This window comes from Roseomonas sp. KE0001, from assembly GCF_016107285.1.
Lineage (GTDB): Bacteria > Pseudomonadota > Alphaproteobacteria > Acetobacterales > Acetobacteraceae > Pseudoroseomonas.
The window spans coordinates 246,455-267,599 of the sequence record NZ_RCVQ01000001.1 but is presented as its reverse complement, the minus strand read 5'-3'; the positions used below and the strand labels follow the sequence as shown (position 1 = coordinate 267,599).

At 72.3% G+C, this 21,145-nt stretch carries 19 protein-coding genes and 1 tRNA gene; 14 read left to right on the top strand and 6 right to left on the bottom strand.

The window, feature by feature from the left end:
• Positions 1-10: 10 nt before the first annotated feature.
• The 3 genes from D9598_RS01220 (at position 11) to pcaB (ending at position 3,994) form a co-directional block, all read left to right on the top strand.
• The gene (locus D9598_RS01220; protein WP_198364572.1) at positions 11-1,336 is read left to right on the top strand and encodes a TRAP transporter large permease; all 1,326 of its coding nucleotides are present in this window, start codon (positions 11-13) and stop codon (positions 1,334-1,336) included.
• A gap of 71 nt (positions 1,337-1,407) precedes the next feature.
• The gene (gene pcaC / locus D9598_RS01215; RefSeq protein ID WP_198364571.1) at positions 1,408-2,574 is read left to right on the top strand and encodes a 4-carboxymuconolactone decarboxylase; all 1,167 of its coding nucleotides are present in this window, start codon (positions 1,408-1,410) and stop codon (positions 2,572-2,574) included.
• Between the two features lie 31 nt (positions 2,575-2,605).
• Entirely contained in the window at positions 2,606-3,994 is a 1,389-nt protein-coding gene (gene pcaB / locus D9598_RS01210) for a 3-carboxy-cis,cis-muconate cycloisomerase (RefSeq protein ID WP_198364570.1), read from the top strand.
• On the opposite strand, the gene epmA is transcribed toward pcaB, so the two are convergent.
• Entirely contained in the window at positions 3,976-5,076 is a 1,101-nt protein-coding gene (gene epmA / locus D9598_RS01205; protein ID WP_198364569.1) for an EF-P lysine aminoacylase EpmA, read from the bottom strand. The two genes, pcaB and epmA, sit on opposite strands and share 19 nt — an antisense overlap.
• A gap of 37 nt (positions 5,077-5,113) precedes the next feature.
• Here epmA and D9598_RS01200 point away from each other — a divergent pair, with 37 nt between their 5' ends.
• Positions 5,114-6,184, top strand: a complete 1,071-nt coding sequence (locus D9598_RS01200) for a lysine-2,3-aminomutase-like protein (RefSeq protein WP_198364568.1) — start codon at positions 5,114-5,116, stop codon at positions 6,182-6,184.
• On the opposite strand, the gene D9598_RS01195 is transcribed toward D9598_RS01200, so the two are convergent.
• A complete protein-coding gene (locus D9598_RS01195) occupies positions 6,181-6,654 on the bottom strand; it encodes a hypothetical protein (RefSeq protein WP_198364567.1) in 474 nt (157 codons plus the stop codon). The genes D9598_RS01200 and D9598_RS01195 overlap by 4 nt on opposite strands.
• Before the next feature lie 23 nt (positions 6,655-6,677).
• Here D9598_RS01195 and D9598_RS01190 point away from each other — a divergent pair, with 23 nt between their 5' ends.
• The 7 genes from D9598_RS01190 to D9598_RS01160 all read left to right on the top strand — a co-directional run bounded on the left by D9598_RS01190 (position 6,678) and on the right by D9598_RS01160 (position 12,318).
• Positions 6,678-7,763, top strand: coding sequence for an LLM class flavin-dependent oxidoreductase (locus D9598_RS01190; RefSeq protein ID WP_232476796.1), 1,086 nt, complete (start codon positions 6,678-6,680; stop codon positions 7,761-7,763).
• 105 nt (positions 7,764-7,868) lie between these two features.
• A complete protein-coding gene (gene lepB, locus D9598_RS01185) occupies positions 7,869-8,612 on the top strand; it encodes a signal peptidase I (protein ID WP_198364565.1) in 744 nt (247 codons plus the stop codon).
• 6 nt (positions 8,613-8,618) lie between these two features.
• Positions 8,619-9,344, top strand: a complete 726-nt coding sequence (rnc, locus tag D9598_RS01180; RefSeq protein ID WP_198364564.1) for a ribonuclease III — start codon at positions 8,619-8,621, stop codon at positions 9,342-9,344.
• Complete coding sequence (era, locus tag D9598_RS01175) at positions 9,341-10,342, top strand: GTPase Era (RefSeq protein ID WP_232476795.1); 1,002 nt, start codon at positions 9,341-9,343, stop codon at positions 10,340-10,342. Before rnc ends, era begins: the two co-directional genes overlap by 4 nt.
• A gap of 57 nt (positions 10,343-10,399) precedes the next feature.
• Positions 10,400-11,161: a DNA repair protein RecO gene (gene recO, locus D9598_RS01170; RefSeq protein ID WP_198364563.1), complete on the top strand. Its 762-nt coding sequence runs from the start codon at positions 10,400-10,402 to the stop codon at positions 11,159-11,161.
• Positions 11,145-11,681: a mismatch-specific DNA-glycosylase gene (locus D9598_RS01165; protein ID WP_232476794.1), complete on the top strand. Its 537-nt coding sequence runs from the start codon at positions 11,145-11,147 to the stop codon at positions 11,679-11,681. The genes recO and D9598_RS01165 overlap by 17 nt, the downstream gene beginning before the upstream one ends.
• A gap of 70 nt (positions 11,682-11,751) precedes the next feature.
• A complete protein-coding gene (locus D9598_RS01160) occupies positions 11,752-12,318 on the top strand; it encodes a DUF1003 domain-containing protein (RefSeq protein ID WP_198364562.1) in 567 nt (188 codons plus the stop codon).
• Between the two features lie 15 nt (positions 12,319-12,333).
• Here the strand turns inward: D9598_RS01160 and D9598_RS01155 are convergent, their stop codons facing one another.
• Positions 12,334-13,752, bottom strand: coding sequence for an Nramp family divalent metal transporter (locus D9598_RS01155; protein WP_232476793.1), 1,419 nt, complete (start codon positions 13,750-13,752; stop codon positions 12,334-12,336).
• Positions 13,753-14,015: 263 nt separating this feature from the next.
• Between D9598_RS01155 and parC the strand changes: the two genes are divergently transcribed.
• On the top strand, positions 14,016-16,253 hold the full coding sequence (gene parC / locus D9598_RS01150) for a DNA topoisomerase IV subunit A (protein WP_198364560.1): 2,238 nt from the start codon (positions 14,016-14,018) through the stop codon (positions 16,251-16,253).
• Between the two features lie 39 nt (positions 16,254-16,292).
• Here the strand turns inward: parC and D9598_RS01145 are convergent, their stop codons facing one another.
• Complete coding sequence (locus D9598_RS01145; RefSeq protein ID WP_198364559.1) at positions 16,293-17,255, bottom strand: tripartite tricarboxylate transporter substrate binding protein; 963 nt, start codon at positions 17,253-17,255, stop codon at positions 16,293-16,295.
• Positions 17,256-17,419: 164 nt separating this feature from the next.
• Here D9598_RS01145 and D9598_RS01140 point away from each other — a divergent pair, with 164 nt between their 5' ends.
• Together D9598_RS01140 and D9598_RS01135 are read left to right on the top strand one after the other, a co-directional pair.
• A complete protein-coding gene (locus tag D9598_RS01140) occupies positions 17,420-19,018 on the top strand; it encodes an ABC transporter substrate-binding protein (RefSeq protein WP_198364558.1) in 1,599 nt (532 codons plus the stop codon).
• Between the two features lies 1 nt (position 19,019).
• A complete protein-coding gene (locus D9598_RS01135; protein ID WP_198364557.1) occupies positions 19,020-20,585 on the top strand; it encodes a GMC family oxidoreductase in 1,566 nt (521 codons plus the stop codon).
• A gap of 108 nt (positions 20,586-20,693) precedes the next feature.
• Here D9598_RS01135 and D9598_RS01130 read toward each other — a convergent pair.
• Both D9598_RS01130 and D9598_RS01125 read right to left on the bottom strand, forming a co-directional pair.
• Positions 20,694-20,769 (bottom strand) — tRNA-Glu (locus tag D9598_RS01130).
• A gap of 75 nt (positions 20,770-20,844) precedes the next feature.
• Positions 20,845-21,144: a hypothetical protein gene (locus tag D9598_RS01125; protein WP_198364556.1), complete on the bottom strand. Its 300-nt coding sequence runs from the start codon at positions 21,142-21,144 to the stop codon at positions 20,845-20,847.
• Position 21,145 lies beyond the last annotated feature (1 nt).

The window sequence follows — 21,145 nt, the reverse complement described above, 5'->3', positions numbered from 1 at the left end:
GCCCCGTCCCATGAGCGAGGAGATCCTGCAGGCCGGCGCCGGCTTCGGCGTCCTGCTGCTGCTGATCGCGCTGCGCGCGCCGGTCGGCCTGGCGATGCTGCTGACCGGCGCGCTCGGCTATCAGCATATCCTGGGCTGGGGCGCGCTCGGCAACTACCTCAAGGCCACGCCCTACCACCTCTTCTCCAGCTACACCCTCTCGGTGATCCCGCTCTTCATCCTGATGGGAGCGATCGCCGAGCGGGGCGGGCTGGCGCGCGATCTCTTCATCGCCGCCCAGGCGCTGGTCGGCGGCCGGCGCGGCGGGCTGGCCATCGGCGTCATCGGCGCCTGCGCCGCCTTCGGTGCGGTCTGCGGCTCCTCGGTCGCCACCACCGCCACCTTCGGCCGCGCCGCCCTGCCCGAGCTCCGGCGCTACGGCTACGACCCCGGCCTCGCCTGCGGCACCATCGCCGTGGGCGGCACCATGGGCATCCTGATCCCGCCCAGCGTGATCCTGGTGATCTATGCCATCAGCACCGAGCAGAACATCGCCAAGCTGTTCATGGCGGCGCTGCTGCCGGGACTGATGGCGACGCTGTTCTACATCCTGGCGGCGGCGCTGGTGGCGCGGTTCAGGCCCGCCGCCATGCCGGTGGCGCCGCGCCTGGCGCCGGGCGAGCGACGGGCCGCGATGCTTCGCGTCCTGCCGGTGCTGAGCATCGCCGTGGTGGTGGTGGGCGGCATCTATGGCGGCATCTTCACGCCCACCGAGAGCGCCGCCATCGGCGTCGTCGCCACCCTGGCGGTCGCGCTGCTGCGCCGCAGCCTCGCGCCGGCCGAGTTTCTTGGCGCGCTGCGCGGCACAGCGGAGACCACGGCGATGATCTTCGCCATCCTGCTGGGGGCCGAGGTCTTCAACGCCTTCCTGGCGCTGACCCAGGCGCCCGACCTGCTGGCGGAATGGATCGTCGCGCTGGCGCTGCCGCCGCATGGCGTGCTGGCCCTGCTGCTGCTGGCCTATATCGTGCTCGGCGCGGTGATGGACGAGATGGCGATGATCCTGCTCACCCTGCCGGTGTTCTTCCCCATCGTCACCGCGCTCGATTTCGGCCTGACGGCGGAGGAGACGGCGCTCTGGTTCGGCATCCTGGTGCTGGCCGTGGTCGGCATCGGCCTCACCGCGCCGCCCATCGGGCTGAATGTCTTCGTGGTCTCGAGCCTGGCGCGGGACGTGCCGATCCTTCGCATCTATCGCGGAGTGCTGCCCTTCCTGGCGACGGATCTGCTCCGTCTCCTGCTGTGCGTCGCTTTCCCTGGAGTTTCCCTGGCGCTGGTGCGCTGGCTCGGAGGATGATCGCGCTCCAGGCGAGTCAGGCCGTGACCATGCGCCACCGCCAACCTTTTTCATCGGGACAGGATTGAGGCATGTTCGTCCAGATCGGGGACCATCTGGTGCATTGCGTGGTGGAGGGCGAGGCGGAGGCGCCGCCGCTGCTGCTGCTGCATTCCATCGGCACGACGCAGCATGTCTGGGACCCGCAGGCCCCGGCCCTGGCGCGCCGCTTCCGCGTCATCCGCCCCGACATGCGCGGCCATGGGCTGAGCGGGGTCACGCCGGGCGACTACACCATGGCGGGGCTGGCGGGGGATCTCGTGGCGCTGCTCGACGCCCTCGGCATCGAGCGCGCGCATGTCGCCGGCCTGTCGATCGGCGGCCGCATCGCGCAGCAGCTGGCGGCGGATGCGCCGGAGCGCGTGCAGTCGCTGCTGCTCATCGACACCGCGCTGGAATTCCCCGAGCCCTCGCTCTGGCAGCAGCGGATCGACGCCGTGCGCCAGCATGGCACCGAGGCGCTGGTCGAGGCCGTCATGCCGCGCTGGGTGGTGGACCCCACGACACCCTCGGCCCAGGGCCTGCGCCGGATGCTGCTGCGCACCGACCGGATCGGCTATGCCGCGGCGGCGGCGGCGCTGCGCGACGCGCGGGCGGAGGATGTGCGCGGCCGCATCCGCGCGCCGGCCACGGTGATCATGGGCGAGCACGACCCCGCCTCGCCCCTGCCGGCCGCCGAGGCGCTGCGCGACAGCATTCCGGGCGCGCGGCTGGTCGTGCTGCCGGCGGCCAGCCACATCCCGAATTACGAGGCGGCCGAGGGACTGACGGCGGCCATGCTGGCGCATCTCGCGGCGCAGCCGCCGGAGGCCGCCGCCGCCGCCGATCCGCTGGAGGCCGGCATGGCGGTGCGCCGGGCGGTGCTGGGGGAGGCGCATGTCGCCCGCGCCACCGCCGCCGCCACGGCGCTCGACGCACCCTTCCAGGACTACATCGCCCGCAATGTCTGGGGGCAGATCTGGACCCGGCCCGGCCTGCCGCGCCACACGCGCAGCCTGCTGACGCTCGCCATGATGGCGGCCCTCGGCCGCGACGACGAGTTCGCGCTGCATGTCCGCGCGACGCGGCAGACCGGCGTCACGCCGGAGGAGCTGGCGGAGGTCCTGCTGCAACTCGGCGCCTATGCCGGCGTGCCGGCGGCGAACCACGCGCTGAAGCTGGCCAAGGAGACCTATCGCCAGATGGAGGACGCGCCATGACGATATCCGCCGCGCCGAGGGGCCGCCGCTGATGCTCTCGGTCAATCCCGCCGACGGCGTGGTGCTCTCCGTGCTCTACGGCACCGATGCCATGCGCGACATCATCGGCGAGCGCGCCTTCCTGGCCAGGATGCTGGAGGTGGAGGCGGCGCTGGCCCGGGCGCAGGCCGGGCTCGGCATCATCCCCGCCGAGGCCGCCGCGGCGATCGAGGCGGCGGCCGACCTCTCCCGCTTCGATCTCCCCGCCCTGGCTCGCGCCACGCAGAACACCGGCTATCCCGTGGTCGGGCTGGTGAAGCAGCTCTCCGCCCTGGCCGGTGCCGAGGCCGGGCGCTGGACGCACTGGGGCGCCACCACCCAGGACATCATGGACACCGCCGTCGTGCTGCAGCTGCGCGAGGCCTTCGCGCTGATCGGGGCCGACCTGGACCGGCTGATCCGCGCCCTGGCCGGGCAGGCGGAGCGGCACCGCGGCCTGGTGATGGCCGGGCGCACGCACCTGCAGCACGCGCTTCCCGTCACCTTCGGCTACAAATGCGCCATCTGGCTCTCGCCGCTGATCTCGATGCGCGAGCGGTTGGAGCAGTTGCTGCCGCGCGTGCTGAAGGTGCAGTTCGGCGGTGCCGCCGGCACGCTGGCCTCGCTCGGCGAGGACGGCATCCCGGTGACCGGGGCGCTGGCCGCGCAGCTCCGCCTCGCCCTGCCCGACGCGCCCTGGCACGCGGCGCGGGACGGCATGGCCGAGGCGGTCTGCTTCCTCGGCCTGCTGACCGGCGCGCTGTCCAAGTTCGCCACCGACATCGTGCTGCTGATGCAGACCGAGGTGGCCGAGGTCTTCGAGCCGCACGCGCCGGGCCGCGGCGGCTCCTCCACCATGCCGCAGAAGCGCAACCCGATCGCCTGCGAGTACATCCTCGCCCAGACGCGCGGCGTGCAGGCGCTGGTGCCGCAGATGCTCGGCGCCATGGCGATCGACCAGGAGCGCGGCACCGGCCCCTGGCAGACCGAGCCGCTGGTCCTGCCCCAGGCCTTCACCCTGGCGCATGGCGCGCTGGTTCAGGCCATCACCATCGCCGAGGGGCTGACGGTGGATGCGGAGCGGATGGGCGCCAATCTCGATTCCACCGGCGGCCTGATCGTCGCCGAGGCGGTGATGATGGGCCTGGCGCCGGCCATCGGGCGCGGGGCGGCGCATGACGCGGTGCACCAGGCCTGCGACCTGGCGCTGGCCGAGCGCATCCCGCTGGCCGAGGCCCTGTCACGCGATGCCTGCGTCAGCGCCGCCCTCAGCCGCGCCAGCATCGACCGGCTGACGAACCCGGCGAACTACCTCGGCAGCGCCGATGCCTTCATCGACCGCGTGCTGGCGCGGCTGGAACGGGGCGCTGGCGGCGGCGAGGCTCAGCCGGCCGCCTCGTAGGGCCACCCCCCGAGCGCCAGCGTGTCGCTGACCCGCCCGACACCCGCCGCCAGCATCGCCAGCCGGTCGAAGCCCAGGGCGATGCCGGCGGTGGGCGACATGCCGTGGCGCAGCGCCGCCAGGAAGTCCTCGTCCACCGGCCAGCCCTCGCCATAGAGCCGCCGACGCTCGGCGACGTCGCGGGCGAAACGCGCGGCCTGCTCGGTCGGGTCGGTCAGCTCGTCGAAGGCATTGGCCAGTTCGAGGCCGGCGACGAAAAGCTCGAAGCGCAGGGCGACGCGCGGATCGGCCGGGTCGCGCCGCGCCAGCGCCGCCTGCGGCGCCGGCCAGTGGGTCAGGAAGGTGGCGCGGCCGCGCCCGAGATGCGGCTCCACCCGCTCCAGCAGCAGGCGGAAGAACAGGTCCTCCCAGCCTTCCTCGCCGCGCGGGGCGACGCCGATGGCGGCGGCGGCGGCGCGCAGGGCGGCGGCATCCCCCTCGCCCGCCGCATCGAGCGTGGCCAGCAGGTCGAGCCCGCCGCAATGGCGGCGGAAGGCCTCGGCCAGGCTCAGCCGCTCGAAGGGAAGGGACAGGTCGGTGGTCACGCCGCCATGGGAGACCGTGGGGGGCAGCACCGCCCGCAGATAGGCCTCGGTCTCCGCCATCAGCGGCTCCAGGCCGAAGCCGGGGCGGTACCATTCCAGCATGGTGAATTCCGGCGCGTGGCGCGGCCCGACCTCGCCGTTGCGCCAGACCCGCGCCAGCTCGAAGACCGGCCCGCTCCCGGCCACCAGAAGGCGCTTGATGGCCAGTTCGGGCGAGGTGCGGAGCCAGAGGGGATAGCCCCCCTCGCCCAGGATCGGCCGGAACTCGCTGCGGAAGGCGGCCAGGTGCACCTCCATCCCCGGCGCCGGCACCAGGGCGGGCGTCTCCACCTCCCAGTAGCCGCGCGCGGCGAAGAAGGCGCGCGTCTCCGCCACCAGCCGGGCGCGGCGGCGCAGCGCCGGCAGCCGCGCGGCCAGGCTGTCCGGATGCCAGAAGGGATGAGGTGGGGGCGGCGGGCCGGTCCTGCCGGCGCGGGGCTGGGACGCGTCTTCGGGCATTGCGGGCGGGCCTCCTCCGGGCGTAAGCGGCGCGACCATGCCTGACGGGACGCCCCCTTTGAAGCCGCGCACGCTGCGCGACGCCCAGGCCCTGCTCGAGGCCGGGCTGATCACGCCCGCGCAGCTGCCCGGCATCGCCGCCCTGGCCGGGACCTATGCCATCTCGGTCACGCCGGCGGCGCGGGCGCTGATCGACCCCGCGGATCCGGCGGACCCGATCGCCCGGCAATACGTGCCCGACGCCGCCGAGGCCGTCACCCTCCCCTCCGAGCGGAGCGACCCGACCAGCGACGCGCCCTTCACGCCGGTCAAGGGCGTGGTGCACCGCTATCCGGACCGCGCCCTGCTGAAGCCCCTGCTGGCCTGCCCGGTCTATTGCCGCTTCTGCTTCCGGCGCGAGGTGGTGGGACCGGAGGGCGGGCTGCTGTCGGAGGCGGAGCTGGAGGCGGCGCTGGACTGGTTCGCCGCGACGCCGCAGGTGCGCGAGGCCGTGCTCACCGGCGGCGACCCCCTGATGCTGTCGCCCCGGCGCCTGGCGCATATCGTGGCGCGGCTCTCGGCGATCCCGCATCTCGACATCATCCGCCTGCATTCCCGCGTGCCGGTGGCGGCGCCGGAGCGGGTGGGCGAGGCGCTGGTCGCCGCGCTGCAGACGGAGAAGGCGCTGTTCCTCTGCGTGCACGCCAACCACGTGCGGGAATTCGCTCCGCCGGCGCGCGCGGCCCTGCGCCGGCTGGCGCTGGGCGGTGTCGCGCTGCTCGGGCAGAGCGTCCTGCTGCGAGGGGTGAACGACAGCGCGGCGGCGCTGGAGGCCCTGTTCCGCGCCATGCTGGCGGCCCGGGTCAAGCCCTATTACCTGCACCAGCTCGACCGTGCTCCCGGCACGGCGCGCTTCGAGGTGCCGATCGCCGAGGGCCGCGCCCTGCTGCGGGCGCTGCGGGGCCGGCTGACCGGCCTGGCCTGGCCCGCCTATGTGCTGGACCTGCCGGGGGGTGCCGGCAAGGCGCCGCTCGGCCCGGACTTCGCGCGGGCCGAGGGCGAGGACTGGCTGGTCGACGGCCCGCTGGACGGCCGCCCGCGGCGCCATCCGGCCGGCGGTTCGGACTAGCGCCGCGCGGGCGACAGGATCTGCCGCAGTTCCTCGACGGCGGCCGGCGCCTGCTCGGCCAGGAAGCGCATCCCGCCTTCCGAGGGGGTGATGAGCTTCACGCGGCTGTCCTCGGGCGCCGGGCTCTGCAGCAGGTAGCCGCGCGCCACCGCATCGGCCAGGGCGCGGGAGAGGGTCGCCGGGCTCAGGGCGCCGGCGCAATAGGCCTGCAGGTCCTTGTGCGTCAGCCGCTCCCCGCGACTCTGCGCCAGCGCCGCTTCCAGGAAGCACCAGAGCATCTCCGGGCCGCGCACCACCGGGCCGCCCCGCCCCGCCTGGGCGAGCAGGGCGTACTGGCGGCGCAGCACCGCGACATGCGCCGCCACCGCCGCCTCGCTCGCGGCATCGAGGGGGGCTGGCGCGCCGCGATCCCCGGCGGCGCCTCCGCCGGTCTCACCCGGGCCGTGAACGGCCTCCACGCGCCGCCCCATCAGATGCTCCTTCCTTCTCGCCGATGGCGCGCTACGCTGCCGGCATGGCGCTCGCTGTCTCGATCCTGGACCAGTCCACCATCGCCTCCGGCCGCGGCGCCGATGAGGCGATCCGTGAAACCCTCGCCCTGGCCGCCCTGGCGGACCGGCTCGGCTATGCGCGCTACTGGCTGGCCGAGCATCACAACAGCCACAGCCATGCGGGCGCCGCCCCCGAGATCCTGATCGCCGCCATCGCAGCCACAACACAACGCATCCGTATTGGTTCCGCAGGCGTAATGCTACCGCATTATTCCGCGCTGAAAGTGGCCGAGCAGTTTCGTGTCCTGGAAGCCATCTCTCCCGGCCGCATCGATCTTGGCGTCGGCCGCGCGCCCGGCAGCGACGGCCGCACCGCCTATGCCCTGAATCCCGCCGCCGCGCAGTCCCAGTCCGACCGTTTTCCAGCCCAGGTTCAGGAGCTTATGGGATGGCTGGGCGAAGGGCTGCCGGAGGGGCACCCTTTCGCGAGCGTCATCGCCCAGCCCCGGGGCCCGACCCGGCCGGAGGTCTGGATGCTGGGCAGTTCGGGCTATGGCGCGCAGCTCGCGGCCTGGCTGGGCCTGCCTTATTGTTTCGCATATTTCATCACCGACGGGGCCGGCGCCGCCGAGGCGATGGCGCTCTACCGCGAGAGCTTCCGCCCCGAATCGGGCCGGCTGCCGGCGCCGCACGCCGCCCTCGCCGTGGTCGCCCTCTGCGCCGGGACCGAGGCGGAGGCGGAGCGGCTCTTCTCCTCCCGCGCCCTCTGGCGCCTGTCGCGGGACCGCGGCATCTACCCCGCCCTACCGAGCCCGGAGGCGGCGGCGGCGCATCCCTACACGCCCGCCGAGCGGGAGAAGCTCTCGCGCATGCGCGAGAGCGCGATCATCGGCACGCCGGAGCAGGTGCGGGCGCGGCTCGAGGCGCTGGCGGCGGAGCTCGGCGCCGCCGAGGTCGCGGTGCTGACGCCGGTGCACGATCCCGAGGCGCGGCGCCGGTCGGTCACGCTGCTGGCCGAGGCCTTCGGCCTGCCCCGGCGGGAAGCCGGCGCCGCCCCCCCTGCCCTCTCCGCGCCGGCCGTTCCTTGACAGCCCGCCCCGCGCCGGGCTCTACCCCTGCACGCCGCCGCGGCGGAGGGCGTGGCGGATGTCGTGCGACCTCTCGCAACCCTCCCGGACGACCGAAGAGCAGTGATGACGAAGACGACGGGCGGCTGGCTCGAAAGCATCAAGACCGTGGTCTACGCGGTCCTCATCGCCGTCGGCATCCGTACCGTGGCCTTCGAGCCCTTCAACATTCCCTCCGGCAGCATGATCCCGACGCTGCAGGTGGGCGACTACCTCTTCGTCTCGAAATACGCCTACGGCTATTCCAGGCACTCGATCCCGTTCAGCCCGAACCTCTTCGAGGGCCGCATCCTCGGCGCCCTGCCGAAGCGCGGCGATGTCGCCGTCTTCAAGTACCCGCGCGACAACAGCACCGATTACATCAAGCGCATCGTCGGGCTGCCGGGCGACCGCATCCAGATGCGCAGCGGCCGGCTGTTCCTGAACGGGCAGGAGGTGCCACGCGAGTCCCTCGGCCCCTACACGGTCGAGGGCGACGGCCCGCGCATGACGGTGCGGCGCTACCGGGAGACCCTGCCGCGCAATGGCGGCACCCGGCAGCACGAGATCCTGGAGGCCATGGATGACGGACCCTACGACAACACGCAGGAGTTTCTCGTCCCCCCCGGGCATGTCTTCGCCATGGGCGACAATCGCGACAACAGCCTCGACAGCCGCGAGATGAACGCCGTGGGCTTCGTGCCGCTGGAGAACCTGGTCGGCCGCGCCGAGATGATCTTCTTCAGCGTCGACGGCTCGGCAGCCTGGTACGAGGTCTGGAACTGGCCCTCCGCCATCCGCTGGTCGCGGCTCTTCTCGGGAGTGAACTGACGGCGCATGACCCAGGCTGCGGGACAGGGGGCCAAGGCCGGCTTCATGGCGCGGATCGGGCATCGCTTCGCCGATCCCCGCCTGCTGGAACAGGCGCTGACGCATCGCTCGGCCGCCGATCCGCGGCGCGGCATGCTCGATTCCAACGAGCGCCTCGAATTCCTCGGCGACCGGGTGCTGGCCCTCGTCATGGCGGAATGGCTGGCCGAGCGCTTCCCCCGCGAGCGCGAGGGCGCGCTCGGCAAGCGCCTCTCCGTCCTGGTGGCGGCGGAGAGCCTGGCCAAGGTGGGCGAGGCCATCGGCCTGCCCGCCGCGCTGCGCATCCCCCCCGCCGAGGGGCGCACCGGCTTGCGCGGCCGCCACACCGTCATCGCCGATGCCACCGAGGCGCTGATCGGCGCGCTCTACCTGGATGGCGGCCTGCCTCCGGCGCGCGACTTCGTCCGCCGTGAATGGGCCGCCTTCATGGAGGCCGACCCCACGCCTCCGATGTCGGCCAAGAGCCGCCTGCAGGAGCATACGCTGGGCCGCGCCGAGGGCCTGCCGGAGTACCGGCTGGTCAGCACCGCCGGGCCCTCCCATATGCCGGTCTTCACCGTCTCCGTGACCGCCGGCGGGCGCGTGGCCGAGGGGGTGGGCGAATCGAAACGCGCGGCCGAGCAGGCCGCCGCCGAGGCCTGGCTGGCCCGGCTGGACAGGTCGGAGGCCGGCAAGCCCGGCGGCAAGGCATGAGCGACAGCAGCGAGCACGGCCCTCCCCCGCAGGACGCCGCCCCAGAGCGGACGCAGCCAGAGCAGACGCAGCCAGAGCAGACGCAGCCAGAGCCGCGGCAGCCGGGGCAGACGCGCTGCGGCCTGGTCGCCGTGGTGGGCGCGCCGAATGCCGGCAAGTCCACCCTGGTCAACCGGCTGGCCGGCACCAAGGTGAGCATCGTCTCGCCCAAGCCGCAGACCACGCGCTTCCGCATCCGGGCGGTGGTGATGCGCGGCCAGACGCAGATCGTGCTGACCGACACGCCGGGCATCTTCGCCCCGCGCCGCCGGCTCGACCGCGCCATGGTCGCCGCCGCCTGGGAGGGCGCCCAGGACGCCGATCTGGCCCTGCTGATCGTCGACAGCCGCGCCGGCATGACCGAGGCGGTGCAGTCGATCGTCTCGGTCCTCAAGCGCTCGCGCGTGCCGATCTGGCTGGTGCTGAACAAGTCCGACCTGATCGACACCAAGCGCCTGCTGCCGCTGACGGCCAGCCTGAACGAGCAGCTCTCCTTCGAGGAGACGCTGATGGTCAGCGCCGAGAGCGGCGACGGGCTGGACCGCCTGCTGGAGATGCTCGCTTCCCGCCTGCCCTACGGCCCCTGGCTCTTCCCCGAGGACGAGCTTTCCGATCTGCCGGAACGCATGCTGGCGGCCGAGATCGTGCGCGAGCAGATCCTGCGGCTGACGCATGAGGAGGTGCCGCACCATGCCACGGTCGAGACCGAGCAGTGGCAGGAGCGGCGCGACGGCTCGGTCCGGATCGACTGCACCATCTATGTCGGCCGCGCCTCGCAGAAGGCCATCCTGATCGGCGACGGCGGGACCAAGGTGAAGGATATCGGCCAGCGGGCCCGCGCCGAGCTGGAGCGGCTGCTGGAGCGGCGGGTCCATCTCTTCCTGAACGTCAAGGAGCGCCAGGGCTGGGACGAGGAGCGCGCCCGGCTGCGCGCCATCGGCCTGGACGACGCCGGCTGAGGCGGCGGCGTGATCCCGGGCGCCGGGCCGGGGCTGCCGGCCACCCCCCTCTAGGCCATGGAATGGCAGGCGCCCGCCATCGTGCTGGAAGCCCGCCCGCATGGCGAGGGCGGCGCCGTCGTCTCGGTGCTGACCGAGCGACACGGGCGCCATGCCGGCCTGGCCAAGGGCGGCACCTCGCGGGCCCAGGCCGGGCTGTGGCAGCCGGGCAACCTGGTCGAGGTGCGCTGGGTCGGGCGGCTGGCCGAGCAGCTGGGCGCCCTCAGCGGCGAGATGGTGCACCCCACCGCCGCCCTGGCGCTGGACGATCCGCTCGCCCTGGCCCTGCTGAATTCCGCCTGCGCGCTGGCCGCCGAGGCCCTGCCGGAACGCGAGCCGCAGCCGCGCGTCTTCTCCGGCCTGCTGACCCTGATGGCCCATCTCGGCCGCGGCGCGGCGGCCTCGGTCGCCGACTACATCCGCTGGGAGGCCCTGCTGCTGGACGCGCTGGGCTATGGCCTCGACCTCGACGCCTGCGCCGTGACCGGCGGGGCGGAGGATCTGGCCTTCGTCTCGCCCCGCAGCGGCCGGGCGGTGAGCGCCGGGGCGGCCGGGCCGTATCGCGACCGGCTGCTGCCCCTGCCGCTCTTCCTGCGCGGCGGGCAGGATGAGCGCGACCCGGCGCAGTGGCTGGCCGGGCTGCGCCTGACCGGCCATTTCCTGGCCCGCGACGCCTTCGGCGCCCGGCACCGCCCCCTGCCCCCGGCACGACAGCGGCTGGAGGCGCGCATCGCCACCCTGCTGCCCCCCGGCCCCCCGGACGATGCCCCGCCCGGCTGAGCCGATCCTGCCGGATCTGTTGCGGCCCGGCCTGCGACTGGTCTTCTGCGGCTCGGCGCCCGGCGCGGTCTCGGCGGCCCGCGGTGCCTATTACGCGCATCCGGGCAACCGTTTCTGGCCGGTGCTGCAGGCGGCCGGGCTGACGCCGCGCCGCCTGGCGCCGGCGGAGTATCCGCTGCTGCTGGACTACGGCATCGGCCTGACGGACATGGCCAAGCACGCCGCCGGCAACGATGCCGAGCTGCCGCGCGATGCCTATGACCCCGAGGGCTTCGGGGCGCGCATCCGCGCCGTTCGCCCGGCCATGCTGGCCTTCACCGCCAAGGCGCCGGCGGCCGCCTTCCTGCGCCGCCCGACCGCCGCCCTGGCCTATGGGCGGGTGGAAGGGCCGGCCGACTTCCCGCCGGTCTGGGTCCTGCCCTCCACCTCCGGCCAGGCCAGCCGCTTCTGGGATGTGCGGCCCTGGATGGCGCTCGGGGCCTGGTTCCGGGAGCGGCCGCCGGGTGGCGCGGCCCCCTGACCACGGCCCATACTGTCCGGCCCACGAGCCGCTCCCCGGCCCGCGCCGCCGTAGCCGAGATCCCCCGCCCATGCAGAACCAGCCGCATCCCGACTTCGCCACCGCCGCCCGGCGCTGGTTCGGCGCCAGCCACACCCTGGGCGACGTGGAGCAGCGCGCGCTGAGCCATGCGCTGGCGCGGCGGCCGGTCAGCCGCGACACCAACGAGGCCTTCTCCGGCCGGCTCAGCCTGGGCGACCGGCTGGCGGACCGGGTGGCGGCCTTCGGCGGTTCCTGGAGCTTCATCCTGGGCTGCACGGCGGCGCTGGCGTGCTGGGTCGTGGTGAATGGCTGGGCGCTGGTCCACCCCTTCGACCCCTACCCCTTCATCTTCCTGAACCTGCTGCTCTCGATGGTGGCCGCGCTGCAGGCGCCGATCATCATGATGAGCCAGAACCGGCAGGCCGCGAAGGACCGGCTGGACGCCACGCATGACTACGAGGTCAATCTCAAGGCGGAGATCGAGATCATGGCGCTGCACGAGAAGCTCGACCGCATGCGGTCCGAGCAGATCACCGCCCTGCTGGCCCAGCAGGAGCGGCAGATCGCGTTGCTGACACGCCTGCTGGCCGAGCGCGGGGGCGGCGCGCCCGGCTGAGGCGCGCGCGCCGGCTCAGAACGCGCCGAAGACGTTCAGCATGGTGTAGAGGCCGAGCAGCACGATGGCGATGCTGCTGACCACCAGCAGGGCGTTGAAGACCGGGCTGCCGTAGAGCGCCGGATCGGTCTCGGTCCGCCGCAGGTGCCAGACGGCGACCACCACGGCCAGCAGGAAGATGCCGGTGGCGACGCCGCCGATCTGCACCATCAGCACCGGCGAGCGCATGAAGAGATAGGCGAGTCCCCAGACCACCGGCAGGCCGATGGTGAAGCCGCGGATCCAGCGCAGCCGCTGTCGGCTGTCCTGCCAGTCCAGCACGTCCATCACCGCCAGCAGGTTGGTGTACATCCGGGCCCAGCTCGGGATGGCGGCCCAGAGGGTGGAGCCCAGCACCACCACGGCGCCGACCAGGAAGAGCAGCCCCGCCCATTCGCCCAGCGTGTCGGTGTACATGCGGGTGAGCGCGGTGATCATCTCGTTGCCCCGCGGCACGATCCCCTGCGGATGCAGCACCGCGGCGCCCATGACGAAGAAGGCGATGGTGCCGAAGGTGTAGATGACCCAGGAGAGGAAGGCATCCTTGTACATCACCGCGATCCAGCCCCGGGCGCGGCGGCGCCAGGCCTCGCTGCCGTCGTTCGGGCCGACATAGCGGGCATAGCCCTTCTCGACGCACCAGTAGGTGTAGAAGGTCAGCTCATCCGCGCCCACGCCGGTGATGCCGAACATGGCGATGGCGGCGCCGATCGCGCCCGCCGGGATGGCCAGGGACAGGCCGCTGGCGATGTCCTCCATCGAATAGGCGTAAGGCGTGAAGGGCAGGCCCAGGGCGATGCCGATGGTGATGAAGGAGAAGACCACCACCAGCAGCCCGGCGCCGTGCTCGATGCGGCTGTACTTGCTGGAATAGAGCAGCGCGATGCTGCCGAGGACGATGATCACCGTCCAGAGGCCGAGGGACGTCCCGCTCATCGGATCGCCGCCGATCGGCAGCATGATGCTCATCGCCAGCGCCACGCCGCCGACCACGCCGCCCATCTGCAGGACCTTGGACAGCGCCATGAGCGCCCAGAGCAGATTGATCCAGCTCAGCTTCCCAAGATGCGGGCCGACCTTGTTGTAGCCCGTCAGCGCCGGCTGGCCGGTGGAGATGGTCCAGCGCGCCAGCTCGATCTGCACCGCCACCTTCACGAAGGTGGAGAAGATCACCATCCAGAGCAGCGCGAAACCGACCGTGGCGCCGAGCGTGGTGGTGACGATCAGCTCGCCGGATCCGACGATGGAGGCACTCAGGATCAGGCCGGGGCCGAGATGCCGCAGCGAGTGCTTCCAGCCAACCGGTGGTTCACGAATGCCTTCGGGTGTCAGGCAATAGGGGTCCTCGGCATCCACCCGGTCGCGAGGGGTGGCTACGGGGTTGTCGGCATTCAAAGGCGCATCCTCCCGGATCATTCAGACGAGGGGCGGCCTGTTCGTGGTCTTGGGCCCCTCTTCTTCCCTATGGCCGGAAGCACGCCACCGGTCAGCCCCACCCGGACCCTCGCTCCCGTGTTTGTGAGCGGCGGGCGGCGAGGACGATCGCGTCTGGTGGCCGGCATATGTTCGGCTTATGTTCTGTGCCGGCCATTCGCCCCTTCCGCCAGACCGCGCACTGCGCTAGCCCGGGGCGGCCGCGACCGCCCGGAGGATTGCCCATGCCCGACGACCTGAACACCCTGCCCGAAGGCGGCGACGTCCGGCCCACCAACCTCTCCGCCGCCCTCTCCGAGCGCTACCTGGCCTATGCCATGTCCACCATCACGGCGCGCTCCCTGCCGGATGTGCGGGACGGGCTGAAGCCGGTGCACCGCAGGCTGCTCTGGGCCATGCACCAATTGAAGCTGGACCCCGCGGCGGGCTTCAAGAAATGCGCCCGCATCGTCGGCGACGTCATGGGCAAGTACCACCCGCATGGCGACGCCGCGATCTACGACGCCATGGTCCGGCTGGCGCAGGAATTCGCGGCCCGCTACCCGCTGGTCGAGGGCCAGGGGAATTTCGGCAATATCGACGGCGATAACGCCGCGGCCATGCGCTACACCGAGGCCCGCCTCACCGCCATCGCCAGCGCCATGCTGGAGGGCATCGAGGAGAACGCGGTCGACTTCCGCGCCACCTATGACGGCGAGGAGCGGGAGCCGGTCGTGCTGCCCGCCGCCTTCCCCAACCTGCTGGCCAATGGCGCCAATGGCATCGCCGTCGGCATGGCGACCTCGATCCCGCCGCACAATGCGGGCGAGCTCTGCGCCGCCGCGCTGGCGCTGATCGCCGATCCGGCGGCCGGGGTGGACGAGCTGCTGCGGCACATGCCGGGCCCGGATTTCCCCACCGGCGGCGTGCTGGTCGAGAGCGCCGAGGCGGTGCGCGAGGCCTATGCCACCGGCCGCGGCGGCTTCCGCGTCCGTGCCCGCTGGGAGCGCGAGGCGCTGAGGAACGGCGCCTGGCAGATCGTCGTCAGCGAGATCCCCTACCAGGTGGCGAAGTCGCGGCTGATCGAGCAGATCGCGCAGCTCATGGAGGAGAAGAAGCTCCCCCTGCTCGGCGACATCCGCGACGAGAGCACCGATATCGTCCGCATCGTGCTGGAGCCCAAGAGCCGCGCGGTCGATCCCGCCGTGCTGATGGAGACGCTGTTCCGCGCGACGCCGCTGGAATCCCGCGTCTCGCTCAACATGAACGTGCTGGATGCGAGCCGCACGCCGCGCGTCATGGGCCTGCGCGAGGTGCTGCGCTGCTGGCTCGACCACCGGCACGAGGTGCTGGTGCGGCGCAGCCAGCACCGGCTGGACGCCATCGCCCGCCGGCTGGAGATCCTCGACGGCTACCTCATCGCCTATCTGAACCTCGATGAGGTGATCCGCATCATCCGTGAGGAGGACCATCCGAAGCCGGTGCTAATCTCGACCTTCGGCCTGACCGACGTGCAGGCCGAGGCGATCCTCAACATGCGGCTGCGCAGCCTGCGCAAGCTGGAGGAGATGGAGATCCGCAAGGAGCACAAGAAGCTCACCGCCGAGCAGAAGTCGCTCCAGTCCCTGCTGGGCAGCGAGAAGCTGCGCTGGAAGCGGATCGCCGACGAGATCGCCGAGACGCGCCGCCGCTTCGGCGAGGAGACGGAGGCCGGCCGCCGCCGCACCGCCATCGACGCCGCCCCCGCCGCCGTGGTCATCGACGAGCGCGCCTTCGTCGAGCGCGAGCCGATCACCGTCATCCTGTCGCAGAAAGGTTGGATCCGCGCGCTGAAGGGCCATGTGCCGATGGAGACGGAGCACAAGTTCAAGGAGGGCGACGGGCTGCGCATCGCGCTGCATGCCGAGACCACCGACCGGCTCTGCCTCTTCGCCACCAACGGCAAGTGCTTCACGCTGAAGGCCGATGCGCTGCCGCGCGGACGCGGCGACGGCCAGCCGGTGCGGCTGATGGTGGACCTGACGAACGAGGATGACGTGGTCGACCTGTTCGTCTGGAAGGAGGGACGGAAGTTCCTGCTGGCGGCGACGGACGGGCGCGGCTTCGTGGTCCGCAGCGACGACCTGCTGGCCGAGAAGCGCACCGGCAAGCAGGTGCTGCTGGTCGATCCGCCGGCCGAGGCCGCCGCCTGCGTGCCGGCCGAGGGCGACAGCGTCGCCATCATCGGCGAGAACCGCAAGCTGCTGGTCTTCCCGCTGGAGCAGGTGCCGGAGATGATGCGCGGCCGCGGCGTGGCGCTGCAGGGCTATCGCGATGGCGGCCTGGCCGATGTGAAGGTCTTCACCGCCACGGCCGGCCTGACATGGCGCATCGGCGAGCGGGTGCGGCTGGAGACCGACCTGACCACCTGGCGCGGCAACCGCGCCGGGGCCGGCAAGCAGCCGCCGAACGGCTTTCCGCGCAACAACCGCTTCGGCGGGTAGGCCCGCCCCGCTCGCTCCGGCGCCTACCGCCGCGCGCGCTCAGGAGGGGGTGAGGTTGGCCTGGCGGATGACCTCGGCATAGATCGCCGTGTCGCGCCGGATGCGTGCCGCCAGATCGGCGCCGCCCTGGGCCAGCACGTCCAGCCCGATCGCCCTCATGCGTTCGCGCGCCTCGGGCCGCCCGATGCTCCGCAGCAGCGCGTCGGACAGCGCCGCCCTGGTCTCCGGGTTGGCCCCGGCCGGCATCACCACGCCGTAGAAGGTGTCGTTCACCAGCTGCGGCCAGCCGAGCTCGGCCATGGTCGGCAGGTCGGCGAGCAAGGGGTGCCGACCAGGGGACACGACGCCCAGCGCCACCAGCCTGCCGTCACGCACCGCCTCCAGCACGTCGGGCAGGTTGCCGAAGGTGTAGTCCACGCGGCCGCTCAGCAGGTCCGTCAGCATGGGCGCGACGCCGCGATAGGGGACATGCTCGGCATTCAACTCCGCGAGCTGCTTGAGATGCTCGAGGCCCATGTGCTGGCTGGTGCCGTTGCCATTGCTGCCGAAGGAGAGGCCGGCGCCCGGCTGCCGCGCCTTGGCGAGGAAGCTCGCGAAGTCCGGCGCCACCGAGGGATGGCAGACCAGCACATGCGGCGTGCCGACCAGCAGCGCCAACGGATCGAAGTCCGCTGAGGCGTCATAGGGCCGGGGCCGGTGCAGGGTCTGGTTCACGGTGAAGCTGTTGGCGACCATCAGCAGGGTCTGCCCGTCAGGCGGCAGGACCTTCACCGCCTGCACCGCCAGCAGCGTGCCGGCGCCCGGCCGGTTCTCGACGACGAAGCTCTGCCCGAGCAGAGGGCCGGCCGCGTCCGCCGTCAGGCGGCCGACGAGATCGATGGCCGAGCCCGGCGGGAAGGGCACGACATAGCGGATGGGCGCCGCCGGTCTCCAGCCCGAGGGTTGCGCGAGGGCGGGCATGGCCAGAAGGCCACCCAGGGCCAGGAGCGGGCGACGACGCATCCATTCGGTCCTTCGACAGGGAGACGGTGCGATGCCCTGTGCAAGCCGCGTGCCACGGCGCGCGGCCGCTCTGGCCCAGGCTTTGCAGAGTCCACCCGACCGCGGCGCCGGACTGGCTCCGGCGCGGCTCTCAGGGCAGGCTGTCCGGAAGGGGAAGCACGAGGATGAAGACGATCAGGCGAGGCGTCCTGGCCAGCGTGGCGATGCTGACCGCCTGGATGCCGCCCATATGGCCCGCGGGAGGGTCTTCGCGAGCCGGTGAGGCTCGCGCGGAGACCATCACCGCGGTGCTGGAAGCGGAGATCGTCACGCTCGATCCCCATTACATCGGTGCCTATATCACGCGCACCTTCGGCTACATGGTGTTCGACACGCTCTTCGCTCCGGACAGCGAGGGCAACACGAAACCGCAGATGGTGCAGTCCTGGACCGTCTCGGACGACCAGCTCACCTGGGACTTCACGCTGCGCGACGGGCTGGCCTTCCATGACGGCGCCCCCGTCACCGGCGAGGATGCCGTCGCGTCGCTGAAGCGCTGGAGCACGCGCAGCGCGCTCGGCGGCCGGCTGATGAAGGTCGCGGCCTCGCTGGAGGCCACCGGCGCGAAGAGCTTCCGCCTGCAGCTGAAGGAGCCCTACGGCCTGGTGCTCGACACACTCGGCACCACCTCCTCGCCGACGCCGTTCATCATGCCGGCGCGCATCGCGGCGACCACGCCAGGCAGCACGCAGGTGTCCGAGATCATGGGTTCCGGGCCCTTCGTCTACAGCCGGGCGGATCACCGGCCCGGCGACCGCATGCTGCTGCGGAGGAATGCCGCCTATGTGCCGCGCCCCGAGCCCGCCGACTTCCTGGCGGGCGGCCATGTGGTCAAGGCCGACGCGCTCGACATCCGGGTCGTGCCGGATGGCGCCACCGCGGCGGCGGCCCTGCAGCAGGGCGAGATCGACTACATGCAATACGCCCCCTTCGACCTGCTGCCGGCGATGGAGAAGGACCGGCGCCTCAAGGTGCTGAACTTCGCCGGCGCCCACATGTTCACCGGCCACTACCGCATCAACACCGCCTCCCCGCCCTTCAACGACCCCGCCATCCGCCGCGTGCTGTTGCGGCTGGTGAACCAGGAGGAGGTGGTCGCCGGCCTCGGCCTCGACAGTCGCTACGGCCAGAGCTGCGCCGCCTTCTTCATCTGCGGCTCGCCCTATGAGAGTGCCGCCGGCACGGCGCCGCTGAAGGATCCCTCGATCGAGGCCGCCGCCGCCGCGCTGAAGGCCACGAACTACGATGGCACGCCGGTGGTGGTCATGGCGGCGAGCGACCTGGAGGCGCCGCGCGTCGCCTCGACCATCCTGGCCGACCGCCTCGCCCGCGCCGGCTTCAAGGTCGACCTGCAGATGACCGACTGGGCCACGCTGCTGGCGCGCCGCACCAACCGCCAGGGCTGGAGCGTCTATGGCGTGCACGCCCTGGGCCTCGACCTCGCCTCGCCGCTGACCAACTCCGTCATCAACTTCAACTGCACCAGCGCCGCCACCGCCGGCTTCATGTGCGATGAGCGGATGGTCCCGCTCTTCGACGCCTTCGCCCGCGCGCCAACGCGCGAGGCCCAGCGCGAGGTGGCGGGCCAGATCCAGTCCATCGTCTACGAGCAGGGACTCGGCATCCCCTTCGGCCAGTTCGCCCAGCCGGCGGCCTATCGCGCCGTGCTGTCGGGCGTGATCCCCTCCGCCATTCCCCTGTTCTGGAACATCGAGAAGAAGTAAGATGCACGACGTGATCGTGGTGGGTGCCGGCTCGTCCGGCGCCGCCCTCGCAGCCCGCCTTTCCGAGGATCCCCGGTGCCGCGTGCTGCTGCTGGAGGCGGGGCGCGACTGGCGCTCGGCCGAGGCGCCGCAGGAGCTTCGCAGCGCCAATATCGTCCCCTTCATGCATGACCCGGCGCACCAGGCGAAGTGGCAGTGGCCCGGCCTGATGGCCCGCCGCACCGCCGCCCAGGCACCGAAGTTCTACTGGCGCGGCAGGACCATGGGCGGCTCCTCGACGGTGAACGCGCAGATCGCCATCCGCGGCGTGCCGGCCGCCTTCGACGCCTGGGCCGAGGCCGGCTGCGAGGGCTGGTCGGCCGAGGATGTGCTGCCGCTCTTCGACCGGATCGAGGACGACGCGGAGACCGGCACGGCACCCGGCATCCGCCGGGGCGGGCCGCTGCCGGTCCATCGCGCGCCCCTCGCCGAATGGGGCGCGGTCGATCTGGCGCTGCGCGAGGCGGCGCTGGCCGAGGGCTATCCCTGGAAGGCCGATCTCAACGCGCCCACCGGGGAGGGCATCTCCTGCAACCCGATCAACAGCCGCGACGGCCGGCGCGTCACCACCAATGACGGCTACCTGGAGCCGGCGCGCGGCCGGCCCAACCTTGAGATCCGCGGCGAGGCCCTGGTGGACCGCGTCCTGCTCGTGGGCGGCCGCGCCGTCGGTGTCCGGGTGCGGTTCGGTGACGGGGGCTGGGAGGAGATCCGCGCGAGGGAGATCGTGCTCTCCGCCGGCGCCATCCACAGCCCGGCCATCCTGCTGCGTTCGGGCATCGGCCCCGCGGCGCCGCTCCGCGCGCTCGGCATCCCGGTGGCGCTGGACCTGCCGATGGTCGGGCGGAACCTGATGGACCACCCGATCCTCCGCGCCACGCTGAAGCTGAGGCCGGAGCATCGGGCGCGCGGCGCGGACGCGCGCCACACCAATTGCTGCCTGACCTACAGCAGCGGCCTGGCCGGCGGCGGCGAGCGCGACATGATCATGATCGCCTACAACCATCGCGGCCTGTCGGAGGCCGGTCCGGCGCCGGAAGGGGCGATCGGCGCCGCGCTCTACGATGCGTATTCCCGCGGGCAGCTGGAGCTGACCTCGGCCGATCCCGAGGCCCATCCGGTCGTCGAGGAGAACATGCTCGACCACCCGGGCGACCGGCTGCGCCTGCGCGATGCGGTACGCCGACTGGCGCGGATCGTGCGGCAGCCGGCGGTGGCCGGGCTCTGCGAGGCCGTCACCTTCGGCGACAGCGGGATCGGCATGACGGAGGCCGCGGCGCTGCCCGACAACGAACTGGACGCGCTGATGCTGCGGGAGGCCGGCGACATCCAGCACGCCGCCGGCACCTGCCGAATGGCCGCCTTCGAGGACCCGCGCGGGGTGGTGAACCCGGATCTGACGGTGAAGGGGATCGCCGGGCTGCGCGTGGCCGACGCCTCGATCATGCCAACCGACTGCCGCGCCAACCTGCACTTCACCTGCGTGATGATCGGTGAGAACCTCGCCCGACGCATGCGGCGGGCCTGACGGCCTGGCCGCGAGCGCCCGCCCTCGCGGCGGTCGCTCCGGCTTGTGCCGGCGGATGCAGAAATGTCTGGAAAAGCCAAGGCCACGGCGCGCGGTGAAAAGCGCGCCTGGCGTCCCCTAGGGGATTCGAACCCCTGTTGCCGCCGTGAGAGGGCGGTGTCCTAGGCCTCTAGACGAAGGGGACTAGATGGCGTGGGCGGGCTTCTATCCGCCCGGCCGGGGGTCCGCAAGGGGGCTTCCGCGGAAAAACGCGAAAAACCTACTCGCCCAGACGGATCTCCCCCGCCATACGGCCGGAGCGCGGATCGACCAGCAGGATGCGCGCCCCGTCCGGCCGTTCGACCCAGACCGCGAGCCGCCCCTCCAGCGCGGCGATCTGGCCGATCCGCGTTCCCGGCGGCTGCCGCAGGGCGAGATCCGTGCTAGTCCAGGGCAGGCCGCCCTCGCGGAAGCCCTGGGGCGCCGCCTCCGGGGCGGAGAGGCGCGTGGTGGCCTCGCCCATGCGCTGGACGAGCACCACGACCAGCGCCACCGTGCCGACGATGATTATGACCCCCATC

Coding starts and splice junctions, on each gene's coding strand:
- D9598_RS01220 (WP_198364572.1), top strand. CDS start 11: ATGAGCGAGGAGATCCTGCAGGCCGGCGCCGGCTTCGGCGTCCTGCTG.
- pcaC (WP_198364571.1), top strand. CDS start 1,408: ATGTTCGTCCAGATCGGGGACCATCTGGTGCATTGCGTGGTGGAGGGC.
- pcaB (WP_198364570.1), top strand. CDS start 2,606: ATGCTCTCGGTCAATCCCGCCGACGGCGTGGTGCTCTCCGTGCTCTAC.
- epmA (WP_198364569.1), bottom strand. CDS start 5,076: ATGCCCGAAGACGCGTCCCAGCCCCGCGCCGGCAGGACCGGCCCGCCG.
- D9598_RS01200 (WP_198364568.1), top strand. CDS start 5,114: ATGCCTGACGGGACGCCCCCTTTGAAGCCGCGCACGCTGCGCGACGCC.
- D9598_RS01195 (WP_198364567.1), bottom strand. CDS start 6,654: ATGGGGCGGCGCGTGGAGGCCGTTCACGGCCCGGGTGAGACCGGCGGA.
- D9598_RS01190 (WP_232476796.1), top strand. CDS start 6,678: ATGGCGCGCTACGCTGCCGGCATGGCGCTCGCTGTCTCGATCCTGGAC.
- lepB (WP_198364565.1), top strand. CDS start 7,869: ATGACGAAGACGACGGGCGGCTGGCTCGAAAGCATCAAGACCGTGGTC.
- rnc (WP_198364564.1), top strand. CDS start 8,619: ATGACCCAGGCTGCGGGACAGGGGGCCAAGGCCGGCTTCATGGCGCGG.
- era (WP_232476795.1), top strand. CDS start 9,341: ATGAGCGACAGCAGCGAGCACGGCCCTCCCCCGCAGGACGCCGCCCCA.
- recO (WP_198364563.1), top strand. CDS start 10,400: ATGGAATGGCAGGCGCCCGCCATCGTGCTGGAAGCCCGCCCGCATGGC.
- D9598_RS01165 (WP_232476794.1), top strand. CDS start 11,145: ATGCCCCGCCCGGCTGAGCCGATCCTGCCGGATCTGTTGCGGCCCGGC.
- D9598_RS01160 (WP_198364562.1), top strand. CDS start 11,752: ATGCAGAACCAGCCGCATCCCGACTTCGCCACCGCCGCCCGGCGCTGG.
- parC (WP_198364560.1), top strand. CDS start 14,016: ATGCCCGACGACCTGAACACCCTGCCCGAAGGCGGCGACGTCCGGCCC.
- D9598_RS01145 (WP_198364559.1), bottom strand. CDS start 17,255: ATGCGTCGTCGCCCGCTCCTGGCCCTGGGTGGCCTTCTGGCCATGCCC.
- D9598_RS01140 (WP_198364558.1), top strand. CDS start 17,420: ATGAAGACGATCAGGCGAGGCGTCCTGGCCAGCGTGGCGATGCTGACC.
- D9598_RS01135 (WP_198364557.1), top strand. CDS start 19,020: ATGCACGACGTGATCGTGGTGGGTGCCGGCTCGTCCGGCGCCGCCCTC.
- D9598_RS01125 (WP_198364556.1), bottom strand. CDS start 21,144: ATGGGGGTCATAATCATCGTCGGCACGGTGGCGCTGGTCGTGGTGCTC.